The organism is Methanobrevibacter woesei, from assembly GCF_003111605.1.
Lineage (GTDB): Archaea > Methanobacteriota > Methanobacteria > Methanobacteriales > Methanobacteriaceae > Methanocatella > Methanocatella woesei.
Map to the genome: position 1 here is coordinate 1 of NZ_MZGU01000002.1, position 15,317 is coordinate 15,317.

The following is a 15,317-nucleotide window of genomic DNA, read 5'->3' on the forward strand; positions in this document are numbered from 1 at the left end:
ATAGAAAAATTGACAACACTACCAAATCTGCACCATTCCCATGTTTCAGGAATATCGAAAGGTATTTCATCATCAATGCAAACAGGTTCTCCATTTTTACCTATTTTCTCATAAAAATGATTATTTTCTTTATAAATAAATGACTCTTTATTATTCCTCTTAATCTTCTTATCCTTAATCAACTGCTCTTTTTCTTCCCTAATTCTATCTAAAAGAACAGAAGCAGACTCATCAGAAGAATCCTGAGGAACAAGTTTTCCCTGAATAGCTTCTTGAAGAATAGACTTTTTAATTAACTCCGGAAAATTATCATTCAATATTGTCAATTCTTCTTCTAAATAATCATATTTTTCAACATAATATGATAATTCATCAATTTTTTTTACAATTCTTTCTTGCTCATTGAATGGAGGAATTGGTAAAAGTAAGTTTCGTAATTTATTTATTCCTACTCCTCCTATAATTCCTGTTGTTTTTGATTTGAATACTTCTATAAATAAAGGATTTTGTAAATAATAAAATAAAAATTTGTTATTTATTCCATAACTTGTAAAACATGCAAGTTTATTACCAAAACAAATTGTTTCTTCTGTTATTGCTATTTTTCTACCAGCACTTCCTCCTTCAATACAAAGTAAAACACTATCTTTAGCTGCGATTTTAAATTTTTCTAAATCTTTTGGGATTTTAATTCCATTATTATAATCAATTGTTGAATCAAATTTCACATCTTTAGTTGCAATATAATTATAGCCCTCAGTCAATCCAGTAAATTTTCTTTCTTTTTCTGTTTTATTGATACTATTTCCAGTAAAAATATTATTTACAGTACTTAATCTACACCATTCCCATGTTTCAGGAATATCAAAAGGTATTTCATCATCAATGCAAACAGGTTCTCCTTTTTTACCTATTTTCTCATAAAAATGATTATTTTTTCTAAAAATAAATGACTCTTTATTATTCCTCTTAATCTTCTTATCCTTAATCAACTGCTCTTTTTCTTCCCTAATTCTATCTAAAAGAACAGAAGCAGACTCATCACTAGGATCCTGAGGAACCAATTTACCTTCCATGGCTAATTGTAATATTGAATTCTTTAAATCTTGAGCTTTCACAAAAACACCTATTCAATATTTAGTATCTTTTTAATTTCATCTAATGTTCTATCAATCTCTGCATTTAAGCTAGCGCGTTTTTCTTGATATTGTTGAATGAGCTCTTTTGGAGGTAAGATTTCATCTTCTTCATGAGGAAATCCACATAAATCCAAATTATAATTATTATTAACAATTTCATCAAGTGTGTACTTTTTTGCTTTGTCAAATCCATCAATTTCAACAGGAATACGATTATCCCACCAATTTATAGCATCATTGAAGTGTTCTAATTTCATAGGTTTTGTTTTTGAGAAATGTTTATATCCTTCAGGCATATCAACCCTATAAAACCATGTTTCTTTAGTAGTGCTTTTTTTATCAAAGAATAATATATTTGTTGTAATATTTGTATATGGAGCAAATACATCATGAGGTAATCTAATTACAGTATGCAAATTAAATTCTGATAAAAGTTTCTTCTTAATAGCAATTTTAGTGTTATCAGTACCAAATAAAAATCCATCAGGTAAAATAACTGCTGCTCTTCCATTTTCTTTTAAACGATACATAATTACAGACATGAATAAATCAGCAGTTTCAGAACTTCTTAAATCAATTGGAAAATTAGTTAAAACAGTTTTTTTCTCATGTCCACCGTATGGTGGATTCATAATTACAACATCAAATTTTTCATCATCAGAATATTCAAGCACATTTTTGTCAAATGAATTTCCATGAATAATATTAGGATTATCAATATCATGTAAAAGCATATTTGTTACACAAAGCATATATGGAAGTGCTTTTTTTTCAATCCCGAAAATAGAATTTTTATATTTTTCCCTTTCCTCAGTAGATACAACTTTTTTATCTAAAATTTTTAAAACAGATGTTAAAAACCCTCCAGTACCACAGGCAAAATCAGCTATTTTTTCACCTAATTGAGGATTTAACATTTGAGCCATAAAATCAGTTACTGCACGAGGTGTGTAAAATTCTCCAGCATTCCCTGCACTTTGTAAATCCTTAAGAATTGTTTCGTAAATTTCACCAAAAGCATGACGATCTTCATATTCTTCAAAATTAAGTTCATCAATAATATTTATCACTTGTCTTAAAAGAACACCGTCTTTCATATAGTTATTATTATCTTCAAAAACACCTTTTACAATAATCTGACTTTTTGTGCTGTTTTCATCAATTGGTAATGATTTAAGTCCGGGAAATAATTCATTATTAACAAAATCTAATAAAGAGTCAGCAGTTAATGCATTTCCGTCTTTTTTGTCTACTGCCCAATTTCTCCATCTTAATTCATTTGGTATTATTGAACTATAATTATCATCATAGAGCTCCCAAATTTCTTCTTTTGAATCATATATCTTAAGAAACAAAATCCATGTCATTTGCTCTATTCTTTGTGCATCTCCATTAACTCCTGCATCATTTCTCATGATATCCTGTATTCTTTTAACAAATGTATTTAAACTCATAAACTAAATCTCCACATATTATATAAACAGTTCTCTTTTTAAATCATGCATTGCATTTAATAAATTATTTTTTCCACCAAAAGCTTTAACTATTTTAATAGGGCTACCAAAATTTCTAAATGGTTCATTATCCAAAACCTGAATATTTTCAATATCTTCAATGCCATCACTTGCATATTTATCAATTAAACCATTAATGACTTGTTTAGCTATTCCTTCATATTTATTAAGATATCCTCTTTTTTTAACATTGTTTGCTCTTTCTTGACGAGTTAATGGTTTTTTATCAAATGCTATGTGACAAATCAAATCAAAATCATCAATATCTTTGTTTCCAGCAGCTTCTCTAAGTTCATCTAAAAAAATATCATGTTGATATAACTCATCTATAATCGCATTTCTTTTCATTTCGCTTGTCCATTTTGATAAAAAGGTATTTAAATCATTATATTCTTCAATTAATTTATTTTTACTATAATTAATCAGATTTTCAGTAATTAAATTACCATTACTATCATAACATTGATTTTGTTCTAAAATGATATTTACATCAACATCATTTATTTTTGGTTTAGGCTTAGGAGGTTTATATCCATCAATCTTAGGAGAAAGAGTAAAAATTGGTTTATCAATGTCAATATCTGCGACAGATATTGGTTCTCCATCAAATTCAGGATCAACAAATTTTCGACTATTATTTCTAAAATCAAGAATTGTAAAATGATTTTTACCATATTTTTCTTCAATTCTTGTTCCACGACCTATTATCTGTTTAAATTCAGTCATAGAATTGATATTTTCATCTAAAACAATTAATTTACAAGTTTTACAATCAACACCAGTAGTGAGTAATTTAGAAGTTGTTACAATTGTAGGATATTTTTCATTATTTGATATAAAATAATCTAATTGTCTTTTACCTTCTTCATCATTTCCAGTTATCCTCATAATATATCTTTCATCTTCCGCAACTAAATCACTATTTTCATTGATTAAATAATGTCTCATTGCATCTGCATGCTCTGTATCAACACAAAAAACAATAGTCTTTGAAAATCTATCTGTTTTTTTTAAAAATTCAGTGATTTTTTTAGCAACAAGTTTACGTCTTTTCTCAAGGATAATATTTTTATCAAAATCTAAAACATTATATTCTCTATCTTCAATTAAATTACCATTTTTATCTTTTTTTCCTTTTTCAGGACGATAACCCATTAAATCTTTATCAATTCCAATCCTAATTACTTTATAAGGAGCTAAAAAACCATCTTTAATACCATCTTTTAAACTATATGTATAAATTGGTTCACCAAAATAATCGATGTTAGAAATTTTTTTAGTCTCTTTAGGTGTAGCAGTCATTCCAATTTGTGTTGCTGTATGGAAATATTCTAAAATTTGTCTCCACTCTGAATCTTGTGAAGCACTACCCCTGTGGCATTCATCAACAATTATTAAATCAAAAAATTCCGGCTCTAAACTTGTAAATGGCTGTTTAGATTTTTTATCATCTACTAACTGCTGGTATAAAGCAAAATATATTTCATAAGAAGTATCCATTTCTTTTTTTTCTATTTTTGTCATGACCTTCTCAAATGGTTTAAAGTCATTATCCATTGTTTGATCAATTAAAATATTCCTATCAGCTAAATACAAAATCTTTTTTTTCAATCCAGATTCTTTTAATCTATGTGCAATTTGAAATGCAGTGAAAGTTTTACCAGTACCTGTTGCCATAACAAGCAATATTCGGTTTTGTCCTTTTGCTATTGCTTCAATAGTTCTATTAATAGCAATTCTTTGATAATAACGAGGTTCTTTATTACTATTTATATCATAATAATAAGGTTGTGTTACAATTTTTTCTTCAGTTGGGGTGAACTCTTTGCTTAATTTATATCTTTCCCAAAGCTCTTCTGGACTTGGAAATTCATCTAAACTAATTTCTCTTTCAGTTCCATTAATCCTATCTCTCTCTAAAAATCCAGTACCATTTGAACTAAATGCAAAAGGGATATCTAATATATTTGCATAATCTACTGCTTGTTGAATTCCATCACCTAAACTGTGATACTGATCTTTAGCTTCAACAATAGCTATTGGTAAATTTGGTTTATATAATAATAAATAATCTGCACGTTTCTTTGGCCCTCTATTAGTTTTATCTCCTCTGATTTGAATTTCACCATCAGTAAAAGAATATTCAAATTTAAATTGATTTTTATTCCAGCCAGCATCTTCAATTGCAGGCGTAATAAATTGAAATTTTACATCTTCTTCAGTTAATTTATCAAAAGTCATTATTGATATCCCCTTATTATAATATACTATGAAAATAAAACTATAAAAAATAGTAACAAATTACTCATAGTTATATTAAAAAAAAGAAATTTAAAATTTATATAAACTTATTCTAATTTCATTCTTTTTTTTATTATAGTCATATCAAGACCTGGGGGTTTAGGTTTAAAAGTATTCTCTTTATCATAAACATCATCTTTAATTGCATTTTCTCTTAGGATATTAATATCTAAATTACATGTTACAACATAATCATCATCCCCTCCTTTTAAATTAATTAAATATTTATTTTCAGAAGAAGATGGTTGTATAATTACATTACCTCCAAACTCTGAAGTGTTTGATTTAATACAATAACAAAATAAATCTCTAGATAACGACTCTCCAATTCCATTAAAATAATTTACATCTTTATTAAATTCTGAAACCGTAATTATATCACACCAACTTTTAAAAATATTTCTTGAAGAAATATCTGTAATTTCAAAACAATAATATGGTGCAATATATACATTATTCCAATTAAACAAATAATAAAAATCTTTTTCAGTTCGAATTAGTTCTTTTCCATAAGTTTTTAATAACTTAATCTCAGATGGTGCATAATGATTTTTTAAACGATAAAAAAGTGTAGATTCATAATATTTTTCATTGATAATAAAAGGAAATGCCATCATTATATAATTTCCAACATATCCTTCACTTTCAATAGGTTCTACACCAAAAATAATTGCCATTTGATGATCTTTAGATATCTTAACAAGTTCTCCTATCCATTCATAGGGAATATACATTTCAGGCATCAATAATAAATCAACCTCTTTTTTTATTGATTCATTAATTAATTTTTTGAGCATATCAAATCGTTTATTTGATAAATTTGGAATTTTTTTTATTCTATCAGCAATATCTTTCTCTTCAAGTTTTGTATTTAATAAACCAACTTTTATTCTCTGTTTTATATCAGTTCCAATGTTAAAAACCTTGCATGCATAATTATAACTCATATGCTCTTTTTTACACATATTACAATTTAAATTACAGATATCTTTAACATTTAACCCACAACCTTCTTTTATTTCATTAATATTTCCTTTATCTTCAAAATTATATTTATAATAAAGATTGATAGAGTCATTAATATAATTTAAATCACAATTTTTTTTAAACAATTCTTTATTGATGTTATACAATATAAACTCGTGAAGTTTTATGAATCTAGGATATATTCCTAAAAATTCATCATAATCCCCATTATTTGTTTTAATTAAATTATAATTATCATTATTCTTATAAACCATATATGCATTTTGTAAAGGATATTTCATTAGATTATTATTTTGCATTAATGAAAAAAGAATCATTTTAATATCTTTTTTATAATTATAATTATCAAAAGTATTTTCATTAATATGAGTTAGAAGTCTTTTAAAATGATAATTATTTTCATTAAAGCTTTTTAATGAAAATGTTCTTACTAAAGAGAAATACAAAAATTTAAATAATGAATTTTTAATATTATAAGTTTCATCAATATCCTTTAATAAAAAATCAAAAGTTTCTTTTTGAGAGTTATTATCTTTTATACAAAATGAAATAGTAGAAATTTCATTAATAATATCAAGACAGTATAAACATAACTCTTCAAATTTATTATTAATATATAAAAATGAAAATAATTTTTCCCAAAGGCTAAAAAATTCCAATGATTTTCCATTAAATGCATTTAAAATTTCTTTAACAATATCCATGGAAATTGTATTACTCATATTTTTTGAAGCAATATTAAGTCTAGTTAAAATTTTCGAAATCTCAAATTTATTAATTTTTACATTTTCAATATCATTCAATTTATTAATAGACTCACGATAATTAATTTGATATATATTATCTTCAAGTTCATCAATTATTGACTCAAAACCATGCATTAATCTAAATTCACTTGAATTTTTATATATTTCTTTCCTAAAATTTTTTAGAATAACATCTGAACATTTGTAAGAAAATTTATATATCTTTAATTTATCATTTTGTATTTTCAAATTGTTATAGGGATAATAATTTTCTTCATTATTATGAACAGGTATATCACACAGCATCCAATCAGAATTATTCTTTTTAAAAATATTATTATGTGGATTTTCATGTTTATAAGTCAAATATTTTTCAATAAATTTATTTAAAGATAGTTCGTTTATATGTTGTTCACCATGAAGTTCACTTTTTTCATGTGATTCCATAACTATCAAAACATCATCAACATATCTCCCATAATAAAATGGATTTATATCTTCTAAAATAGATTGATCAAAACCTTGTAAATTCCAATTTGCAATAATTAATGAAGGTAAAAATCCTAATGGTATCATGGGTAAATTTTCTTCATTATTTTTGTCAAAAATTCTTTTAAATTTTAATGAATAACAATTAAATACTTTTTCAATAAATGAATTCAATTTTTCATCAAAATCCGTATGAGGAACATTAATTTTTTCTTTAGAATCAATAATATCATCATTTAAACGTTTAAAATCAATTAATGATCTATAATAATAATCTTTGAAATCTAATGATAACATGATTGCATTTTTATTATCTTTTAATAGAGTAGTAATACTATTTAATGCATTATCTCTCCAAGAGGAATATTTCTCATAATATGGATGAAATAAAAATGGTGAAAAAATATTTTTATTGTTTAAAATAGAATCAATTAAAGTATCATTAATCCGGTTAGCATAACAATTATTATATAATCTTTTATCAAGAACAAAACCTGATTTAATAATCCACAATACACTTAGAATATGGCCTTCAATAGGTAAATCAATAAAATAGTGAATTTTTGAAATATTGTTCTTTTTTTTATTACAATTTGAAATAACTTTAATAGAATCTTTATCATTTGATACTGATTTTGGTAATGAAATAACATCAATTTTATTAACAATATCTGAAATTACATTATCAAAATCACTGATTAAATCTTCTGCAAATTTATAAAAAAATCTATCAAACACATCTTTATCAAAGATATCCTTATCATTTCTAAAATTTTCGAATTCAAAATTTGCTAATTCAAATCTTTGAATAACAGCATAGTTATCATAATAAATATGATTTTTAAGTTTTTTATAAGAAGCAATTAATTGATCTTTTAAAATATCTATATCACCCATAAATCTCACCATTAATTCAAAAAAATAGATTACTTTTAGAATATTGATTTTAATATAATTAATTATATATCTATATATACTATTAATTTTATTTATAAGATAATAGATATTTATGTGAATACCCATGTCAATTGAATTAAATCCAGAACAGAAAGAAGCAGTAACCTATTTAGGTCCAAAACCTTTACTTATTGAAGCAGGACCTGGATCAGGTAAAACACGCGTACTTATTGAAAGAATTAAATTTCTCCTAAATCATGGCATTGAGCCTTCTTCAATGCTTATAATTACTTTCACTAAAAAAGCTGCACATGAACTTAAAGAACGTTTAAACAATGATAATATAGCTCAAAGTGTTATCAATGAGATGCAGATTTCAACTATTCACAGTTTCTGTTTGAAGCTACTAGCTGACAGTAATATCAATATATTTAATATTTATGATGAAAAAGAGCTTATAATGTTTTTAAGCCAGCACAAAAAAGAGTTAGGATTTACAGGAGAATTTTATATCCCTAACAGTCAGTTAAAAGATGTTGTTAAAAAGTATGATGAGTATTCACTTTTTGATGTAGATGTTAATGGATTATGCGATTATATCCATGAAAATCACCCTTATAGTAAGGAATATGCTGATTTTGTAAAAAGAGAATTTAGACAAAAAGGCAAATTTCCAAGAAAAGCCCTTAAATATGACAAAAAGGTTAAAAAAGGTGAAAGAAATCTGGAAGATGACTGGTATGATGCAAAGTACTTTAAAATAGCTGAGTCTTACCCTAAATTTTTAAAGCTTTTAAAAAAAAATAACCTTTCAACTTACGATTTGCTTCAAAAAGAGGCTCTTAATTATCTTATTAAAAACCCTAAAACACAATATACCAATATTTTAATTGATGAGTTTCAGGACACTGACCCTATTCAAATTCAGATTTTTGAGATTCTTTTAGGTGAAATACTTAAAAATAAAGGTTCTTTTACTGTTGTTGGTGATGCAGACCAGAAAATTTATGGTTTTAGAGGTGCAACTGGAGATTATTTTGAGTATTTACACTCAAGATATTCCTGCAAAAACCTGGCACTTAACTATAATTACCGTTCCACTGATGATATTATCTCAATTTCCAATAATTTTATTAAGCATCAGAGAAGTAAAACCTCTCAAAAAATGCTTAAAGGATTTAGAGAGATTAATAAAGACTCTTTTTACATGATAACTTCAAGTGACAAGAGATCTATAAAAGTTAGTGAAAGTGAAAATATTGGCCATCTTATTAAGTATTTGGTTGATGTAAAAGGCTTAAAGTATAGTGATATAGCTGTTCTTTACCGTTCACTTAAAAATGACTCCGAACATTTAGTTAATTATCTTAAAAAAAATAATATACCTTTCCAGATGTCTGGACTTGCTGATTTGGAACTTAAAGATGAAATTCAAATTATTCTAACCCTTTTTTATTATATTGTTGATTTTACATCTAAAGTTCCTCTAAGAAATAGCTGGAGTGGAAAATGGCTTAGTTTAGAAACACTAGCTGAATCTGAGCTTATTAATTTATCAGAAAGAACTTCAGATATTTTAATTAAAAAACAGGAAGAATATGAAGAGGATGCTTTTAATCTTTTTAAAGATATGTATTTAGAGGAGTTTGGTGAGAAAACAAGAATAAGATCATTCAATGGCATTTTTACAAATCCTCAGGTGCCTGATGAGTTTATAGAAAAATTATTTGATAATATTGAAAAACCAACTCTTGAATTAAGTCAACTGGAAAATTGGGGAATTACTGATGAGGATGATTTAAAATTCTTTGAGAAATTCAATCTTATTAGAAATCAGGTAACTGCACTTCCAGATATTAGACAGATAAATGATGAAGAATATTTAAATGAAGTAATGGAAGTGTTTAAAGAACAGTTCAATATGGAATCAATTCCTACAATCCTGGATATTTTCTATGAGATTTTAGAGCTTTGTGGATTTTTAGAAAACTTCCAAGAAAATGTATTTAAAAATATAGGCAGATTTAGTGAAATCTTATATGAATATGAAACTGTTGTGTCAAAATATGATTTTGTTGGCTTATTCTGGTACTTATCATCTAATCTTCGTGACTATGAGTCTTCTGTTTCAAAAGATAAAGGTGTTTTCTTATCAACTATCCATAAATCCAAAGGTCTTGAATTTCCAGTAGTTATTGTTGCTTCAATTAGAGATGGTGCCCTTCCAAAAGAGTTTACAAATCCTCTTGAAAACAGGTTCAAAAATGGAAGTGCTATCTATTACACTCCATCTGAATATTTAAAACACAAAAACTTAACATTAGATGAAGAAGAAGCTGAACATCAAAGAGAAGAGGAAAGGATTCTTTATGTTGCAATTACAAGAGCAGAAGATATTGTAATTCTATCTCTTAATGAAATTGAAAATCAGCTTCCTGAAATTGGTCAAAATTTAGTTGAGAATAATGATGAGTGCCTAAAGGAACTTACTTTAGATAATTTAGATGAACTTCCTCAAATTGAAAGTAGTGATGTAGATAACAGTGGAGAAAAATTGGATTTAAGTTATACTGGTTTAAATGATTATCAGATGTGTCCATTAAAATACAACTTAATCTACAACTATGGATTTAAACAATCAGATAGTGAAGATATTAGCTATGGATTAATAATGCATGAAATATTCAACATCATAAATAAAGAACTTAAAGATTATGGAAAAATGCCTAATGAAAGTGAAATCAGAAAAATAGCTGAAAAATCATATCATAAAGAACAGAATATTATCCATAATTCAGAAGAGCTGAACTCCATTGTAACAGCTGTAAATGAATACTATGAGAAAATAGGTTCAAAAATTAAGGTATTGGAAAGCGAATATGACTTCAATATACGTAAAGATAGTTATAACCTAAAAGGAGCTATTGATTTATTATATGAAACTTCTGAAGGTAAAATAGGAATTCTAGACTATAAAAACAGTGAAGATGGAGAATCCAAGAAATGGAAATATGAAAAACAGCTCTCAACTTATATATTAGCTCTTAAAAATGATGCTAAATACAAAGACATTAAAGTTGATGAAGCTAAAATCTACACAATGAAAGATTCTAACTTAATTGATATTGAAATAAATGATACAGATAGCTATAATTTAAACATAGATAAAGCAGCTAGTAAAATAGAAAACAATAACTTTAAACCTCATGAAAGTGCTGCCTGTGACTATTGTAAGTTTAAATTTTTCTGTAATAAATAAAAAGATAATATTACTTTTTATTTATTTTTTTTAAAAAAAGTTATAAAATATTCTAAAATCTCAATAAATCCAATTAATATTTTTAATTCTTTTAAATTCTTTATCAAAACTAACTAAATTTTCAATACCATATTCTTGCATTAATATAATAATACTAGAATCTGTAAAAGATAATTTTGTATTAGTTAATCTATAAACATCTAAAACTTTATCATTGAAATTGTTAATTTCATATTCATTTAAAATATTAAAATTATCATTTACAAGTTCATAAGCTTCAATAGCTGCTGTTAATCCCAATTTATTTCCTATCACAGTGATAATCTCATTTATAATCAAATTTGAAATATAACATTCATTATTTAACAAATCTTCATTTATAATCAATTTTTTTGCTTTTTCATGATTAGAATCTGTCTTAATAATCGATGAAACAATAAATGAAGTGTCTAAAAATACTTTCATTTATAAAGCTCCTTTTTTAACTCTACACTATTTGTTGGTTCATCTAATGAATATTTACCTAACATCTCTTTGAATGTTCTTTTTTTCCTGAATTTTACTTCATAGGTATTGTCTTCTTTTTCTATCCATTCCACGATAGTATTATTATCAATAGATTCTTTTTTTCTAAGATGTGCAGGAATTGTAGTTTGATTATTGTATACCTTTGTTTCAATACCCATTTTATCACCTATTAAATTGTATATCAAAAGGCATAAATAAATTTACCTATTAATTGAAATCAATACGGTTATTTAAACTAATTTTCATCAATTCCTATAAATTTTAATCATGACATTTAATAATATCAAAAAACATACTTTAATAATATAAAGAAGTGATTAAATGAGTAACAAATCATTAATAACAATACTTATTATACTAATTGCCTGTTGTATTGTTGTTGGATTATTCTGCGTATTTTCTGCAAATACTGCAGAAGACAATAATATGACCCTTAACAATACAACTAATTTAACAAACAGTACAAATGCGACTGTTGTAGAGGAATCATCACAAAGCTATGAATCATCATCCCAATATCAAGATCCCCATCCTGACTGGGTTTGTGAAGGTGACACATGGTATAGTGTTGAGTTAAGTGAAGGACATTATGGATTATATGATAAAGAAAGCGGAAGATTAATTGGAACTGGAGATATGCCAGATAGACATGGATACCATAGCCCGGAATATCTCGAAGATCAAAGCTCTACTGTAAAATACAGAAGTGATGGTGAATATTACTCTGATTAATAGAGAAAAAACACCAACAAGAAATAGTTTAATAATCAATAGCTAAATACTATTTAATAGGAGTTTATATTATGGTTTCAATTTATAAAGTTTCAAAAGAAGATGTTAATGCTATTTTTGCAGTTGACTTTGCAGCTAACCCTGTTTTGTATTTCTTTGAAAATAGTGAATGGGTTAAAGATGACGATAACATCACTAACGACTCAATAGCTGAAATTTATGGTGGCGATGTTACTTTAGATGATTTGAAAGCTCTTGAGTTAGGTGAAGGTTCCAAGATTCCTGATGGAGATATAACTTGTTTAACTAAAATGGAAGAACTTTCAGAAGATGTTGAAGAGTTCTTAAACACCTATGCTGAAATTATTAAGATTCAGGAAGATTTTTAAAAATAAAAAAATAGCTAGTTTAAAGATTTCCTTTAAAACTAGTAATTTTCTTCCATATATTCATCGCTTATTCCATTATATCTGTCGGGATAAGCTTCTTCTAATTTTTGATTTGCATATTGTGCACCCTCTTCAGTTTGGAAATAAGGGTTTGTTGCACAGCTATGACAAACTTTACCTTGTGTATATTCATCATTAGCTTCAGCTTCTGTTAATGGAGCTCCACAAACAGCACAATATCCAAATTCTCCATTAGGGCCTTGATTTGAATTTGTACTCTTTTCTTCTGTAACTTTTTCAACTGCAACTGTTGTATTATTTGTAATATTGGTTGTATTGTTTGTAGCGTTTATTATCTTAGTTTCACTAGAATCTGATAAATAACCGGCTAAGATAAATCCAACACATACTATAACAATTACAGCAATAATTATACCTAATAATTTGTTATTCATTATCTCACTTAACCGTTAAATTCTTCTAAAGCTCCATCTTCACTTATTTTTTGAATTAATTCTTTAGTATCGTTTAATTCATCCCCACATTCTTTAAGAAGTTTATTTGCCTGAGTGTATAATTCAACAGCTTCTTTTAGTGGTACATTTTCTGATTCCAATTGTTTAACAAGACTTTCAAGTTCATCTAATTTTTCTTCAAAGCTTTTATCCATAATTACACCTTATTTATTTCAATATAAGTAAAATCATCAATATTATTACAATTACTAAAAATATAAGAATAATTATACTTTTAATTTTAGATTTTCTCATCACTTCAGGATCTTTTACAACATATCCTTTTTCAACTAATTTTTCAGGATTTAAAACAGCTAACTTTTCTTCAAGAATAGCTAATTTATTTTCATAGTTTTCTATTGTTCTGTTAATATTATTTTGTAAACTTTTATTTATTTCATTAACCTGCTCATATTTTCCATCCAATAGCTGACAGGAATTGGTGAGAACATGATTATTTTTAAAAATCATCAGATTATTTACTGATGAACTTAATTTATTATCCATTATATTATCAAGATTATTTCTAACTAAATCCAGATTATTCCTTTTAATTTCAAAAGATTCCATTAAATTTACTGATTTTAAAGATTTATTCTGTAAATTAAGTTTGTTTTCACAGCTAACTAATAGATTTTTAATGTTTTTAGACAAGTTATCCTTAAATAAAGACAGTTTAGTAACTTTTTTATCTAAAATATAATCTGGATTATTAAGTAAATATGAACTTCTAAATCCATCTAAGAGCATCTGATTGGAGGTAATTAGCTGATTTATTGATTTATCAGCATTTGACTTTAATAAATTTAGAGTTTCATGCTTGCTTTTATATTTCAATAAAGGATTTTTCAGATAGTTATTATTCCTGGAATTATTATATCTGTGAGTTAGATTATCTAATTTGGAATTCATCAAATCATTTAATCTTATCTCAAAGTTTCTTAATTTTTCATGTATCTCCATTTTATTTGGAACTGCAATTTCAGCAGCTTTTGTTGGTGTAGCTGCAACTTTATCTGAAGCCAAATCTGATAAAGTTTTATCAGTTGAATGTCCAATAGCTGTAATGATTGGTTTTTTAGAATTAGCTACTGCTCTTACAACTTCTTCTTTATTGAAATCCCATAAATCCTGTGCACTTCCACCACCACGACCTAAAATTATCAAATCAACATCAGATTCATTAGCTAGTGCAAGATTTTGAGTTATACTAACAGTTGAGTTTGCACCCTGTACAGTTGTATTCCAAATTAAAATCTCTGCAGGCCATCTTTTTTCAATATTACCTACAATATCTTTAATAGCTTTACCGCTGGCTGATGTTAATACACCAATCTTTTTAGGAAATTTGGGAAGTGGTTTTTTTAAATCAAACAAACCTTCTTTTAGTAATTTCTCTTTAAGTTCCTCATAGGCAACATATAGTTCCCCCAAACCTGCCTCTTCCATATTCTTAACAGTTATCTGTAGATTTCCACGAGGCTTATAAAATGAAACATCACCTTCGATTATAACATCCATTCCATTTTCAGGCTTGAATTTAAGATTTCTTCTGGCATGTTTAAACATTACACAGGAAATTTCTGATCTTTTATCCTTTAGTGAAAAATAGAGGTGTCCTGAAGCATAACGTCTGTTTAAATTAGTTATTTCACCCTGAATTTTGACATGTCTAAATTCATCATGAGAGGTGATTTTTCTATTGATTAAATTATTTAAAAGACTGATTGAGTAAATTTTTTCCTCTTCTTGCATTAAAACACCTGGTTAAATATTAAATTTAACTAGATTAATCTTTTATAATTAATGTAATTTAATTAT

Annotated in this window: 12 protein-coding genes; 3 read left to right on the forward strand and 9 right to left on the reverse strand. The window is 26.2% G+C overall.

Features of this window, described 5'->3' with window-relative positions:
* From MBBWO_RS00365 to MBBWO_RS00380, 4 genes are all read right to left on the reverse strand, one after another.
* A partial coding sequence (locus MBBWO_RS00365; RefSeq protein WP_116668909.1) for a restriction endonuclease subunit S occupies positions 1-1,118 on the reverse strand: 1,118 nt, incomplete at its 3' end.
* Between the two features lie 8 nt (positions 1,119-1,126).
* Entirely contained in the window at positions 1,127-2,593 is a 1,467-nt protein-coding gene (locus MBBWO_RS00370) for a type I restriction-modification system subunit M (RefSeq protein ID WP_116668910.1), read from the reverse strand.
* Between the two features lie 18 nt (positions 2,594-2,611).
* Positions 2,612-4,894 (reverse strand): EcoAI/FtnUII family type I restriction enzme subunit R, encoded by a 2,283-nt coding sequence (gene hsdR / locus MBBWO_RS00375; RefSeq protein WP_116668911.1) that lies wholly within the window; start codon positions 4,892-4,894, stop codon positions 2,612-2,614.
* A gap of 107 nt (positions 4,895-5,001) precedes the next feature.
* Positions 5,002-8,073: an RNA-dependent RNA polymerase family protein gene (locus MBBWO_RS00380; protein ID WP_243408438.1), complete on the reverse strand. Its 3,072-nt coding sequence runs from the start codon at positions 8,071-8,073 to the stop codon at positions 5,002-5,004.
* A 124-nt stretch (positions 8,074-8,197) separates the two neighbouring features.
* On the opposite strand from MBBWO_RS00380, the gene MBBWO_RS00385 reads away from it, so the two are divergent.
* Positions 8,198-11,332, forward strand: a complete 3,135-nt coding sequence (locus tag MBBWO_RS00385; protein ID WP_116668912.1) for an ATP-dependent DNA helicase — start codon at positions 8,198-8,200, stop codon at positions 11,330-11,332.
* A 60-nt stretch (positions 11,333-11,392) separates the two neighbouring features.
* On the opposite strand, the gene MBBWO_RS00390 is transcribed toward MBBWO_RS00385, so the two are convergent.
* Together MBBWO_RS00390 and MBBWO_RS00395 are read right to left on the reverse strand one after the other, a co-directional pair.
* Complete coding sequence (locus MBBWO_RS00390; RefSeq protein ID WP_116668913.1) at positions 11,393-11,797, reverse strand: type II toxin-antitoxin system VapC family toxin; 405 nt, start codon at positions 11,795-11,797, stop codon at positions 11,393-11,395.
* The gene (locus tag MBBWO_RS00395; RefSeq protein WP_116668914.1) at positions 11,794-12,018 is read right to left on the reverse strand and encodes a hypothetical protein; all 225 of its coding nucleotides are present in this window, start codon (positions 12,016-12,018) and stop codon (positions 11,794-11,796) included. The genes MBBWO_RS00390 and MBBWO_RS00395 overlap by 4 nt, the downstream gene beginning before the upstream one ends.
* A 163-nt stretch (positions 12,019-12,181) precedes the next feature.
* On the opposite strand from MBBWO_RS00395, the gene MBBWO_RS00400 reads away from it, so the two are divergent.
* Both MBBWO_RS00400 and MBBWO_RS00405 read left to right on the forward strand, forming a co-directional pair.
* Complete coding sequence (locus MBBWO_RS00400) at positions 12,182-12,592, forward strand: hypothetical protein (protein WP_116668915.1); 411 nt, start codon at positions 12,182-12,184, stop codon at positions 12,590-12,592.
* A gap of 71 nt (positions 12,593-12,663) precedes the next feature.
* A complete protein-coding gene (locus tag MBBWO_RS00405; protein WP_116668916.1) occupies positions 12,664-12,981 on the forward strand; it encodes a hypothetical protein in 318 nt (105 codons plus the stop codon).
* A 38-nt stretch (positions 12,982-13,019) separates the two neighbouring features.
* Here MBBWO_RS00405 and MBBWO_RS00410 read toward each other — a convergent pair whose 3' ends face one another.
* Genes MBBWO_RS00410 through xseA form a run of 3 tightly spaced genes read right to left on the reverse strand, consistent with a single transcriptional unit; the run spans position 13,020 to position 15,251 of the window.
* On the reverse strand, positions 13,020-13,436 hold the full coding sequence (locus MBBWO_RS00410; RefSeq protein WP_116668917.1) for a hypothetical protein: 417 nt from the start codon (positions 13,434-13,436) through the stop codon (positions 13,020-13,022).
* 8 nt (positions 13,437-13,444) lie between these two features.
* Positions 13,445-13,651, reverse strand: a complete 207-nt coding sequence (gene xseB / locus MBBWO_RS00415; protein ID WP_116668918.1) for an exodeoxyribonuclease VII small subunit — start codon at positions 13,649-13,651, stop codon at positions 13,445-13,447.
* Between the two features lie 13 nt (positions 13,652-13,664).
* The gene (gene xseA / locus MBBWO_RS00420) at positions 13,665-15,251 is read right to left on the reverse strand and encodes an exodeoxyribonuclease VII large subunit (RefSeq protein WP_116668919.1); all 1,587 of its coding nucleotides are present in this window, start codon (positions 15,249-15,251) and stop codon (positions 13,665-13,667) included.
* Positions 15,252-15,317 lie beyond the last annotated feature (66 nt).

What these genes read in the sequence shown, in the direction of transcription:
- MBBWO_RS00370 (WP_116668910.1), bottom strand. Translation starts at nt 2,593, where the DNA reads ATGAGTTTAAATACATTTGTTAAAAGAATACAGGATATCATGAGAAAT.
- hsdR (WP_116668911.1), bottom strand. Translation starts at nt 4,894, where the DNA reads ATGACTTTTGATAAATTAACTGAAGAAGATGTAAAATTTCAATTTATT.
- MBBWO_RS00380 (WP_243408438.1), bottom strand. Translation starts at nt 8,073, where the DNA reads ATGGGTGATATAGATATTTTAAAAGATCAATTAATTGCTTCTTATAAA.
- MBBWO_RS00385 (WP_116668912.1), top strand. Translation starts at nt 8,198, where the DNA reads ATGTCAATTGAATTAAATCCAGAACAGAAAGAAGCAGTAACCTATTTA.
- MBBWO_RS00390 (WP_116668913.1), bottom strand. Translation starts at nt 11,797, where the DNA reads ATGAAAGTATTTTTAGACACTTCATTTATTGTTTCATCGATTATTAAG.
- MBBWO_RS00395 (WP_116668914.1), bottom strand. Translation starts at nt 12,018, where the DNA reads ATGGGTATTGAAACAAAGGTATACAATAATCAAACTACAATTCCTGCA.
- MBBWO_RS00400 (WP_116668915.1), top strand. Translation starts at nt 12,182, where the DNA reads ATGAGTAACAAATCATTAATAACAATACTTATTATACTAATTGCCTGT.
- MBBWO_RS00405 (WP_116668916.1), top strand. Translation starts at nt 12,664, where the DNA reads ATGGTTTCAATTTATAAAGTTTCAAAAGAAGATGTTAATGCTATTTTT.
- MBBWO_RS00410 (WP_116668917.1), bottom strand. Translation starts at nt 13,436, where the DNA reads ATGAATAACAAATTATTAGGTATAATTATTGCTGTAATTGTTATAGTA.
- xseB (WP_116668918.1), bottom strand. Translation starts at nt 13,651, where the DNA reads ATGGATAAAAGCTTTGAAGAAAAATTAGATGAACTTGAAAGTCTTGTT.
- xseA (WP_116668919.1), bottom strand. Translation starts at nt 15,251, where the DNA reads ATGCAAGAAGAGGAAAAAATTTACTCAATCAGTCTTTTAAATAATTTA.